Annotated in this window: 2 protein-coding genes; both read right to left on the bottom strand. The window is 65.1% G+C overall.

Features of this window, described 5'->3' with window-relative positions; all coding sequences use genetic code 11:
* Window positions 1-579: 3'-5' exonuclease (locus ACYVDE_RS24550; RefSeq protein ID WP_460504141.1), on the bottom strand; the 579-nt coding region annotated here is incomplete at its 3' end.
* Between the two features lie 78 nt (window positions 580-657).
* A partial coding sequence (locus ACYVDE_RS24545) for a hypothetical protein (RefSeq protein WP_460504140.1) occupies window positions 658-887 on the bottom strand: 230 nt, incomplete at its 5' end.

The raw sequence follows: 887 nt of genomic DNA, 5'->3' as shown, positions 1-887 counted from the left end.
CGCCGCCAGTCCGGCCGTGAGCTCGCGCTGCTTGTAGCATAGCGGCAGGGCCATGCCCGAGCGGAAGGCGCGCACCGTGATTTCGGCGCAGGCGCGGGCGTCGCTCAGCGCATCGTGGTGGCTGAGCGGAATGCCGAACTGCCCGGCCACGTGGTCGAGCTTGTGGCGTTCGAAGTGGGGCCAGCACAGCTTGGCCAGCTTCACCGAGCACAGGGCGTGGAAGGCCGGCACGGGCACGTCGAAATCGCGGCAGCTATGTTCGAGCACGCTCACATCGAAGGCCGAATTATGGGCCACCACGGGCTGCTGGTGCAGGTAGGGCAGGAGCTGGGGCCACACGTCGGCGAGGGTGGGCGCGTGGTGCAGCTCTGCTTCCGAAATGCCGTGCACCTGCTGGTTGCGCCAGTCCACGCGCAGCACGCGGGGGCGCAGCAGGGTGGCGTAGGTTTCCACAATCTGGCCGCCGCGCACCCGCACCACGCCCACGGCGCAGGCGCTGGCCCGCTGCTCGTTGGCGGTTTCGAAGTCGATGGCCGAGAAGTCAAGGCGGGCCAGGGCGCGGGAAATTTCTGCTTGCATAGCCCGCAAGATAAGGGCAGAGGGATAAGGAATAGGGTATAAGGCGAAGGCCGCCCATTCGCTGAATGCCCGTATTTCCTATTTCTTAATTCCCGAATCAAGCTTCGCCGCCGGGTCGCAGCACACGTCGGGCACTTCAAAGTAGTTTTCCATCACGCCATTGATGTTGCCTTCGCAGCCAGTCGTCAGGTCGATATCAAACTCAATATCGGAGCTGAATTGCCGCAGTGGGATGAGTACCCGTCCGTAGCGCAGGTGCAGCGGCGGCAGCGTGAGCTGCCGGGTGCCGGCGCGGTGCGCCGCCCGCA

This window comes from Hymenobacter agri, from assembly GCF_054778495.1.
This window is presented reverse-complemented; position numbering and strand designations above follow the sequence as displayed.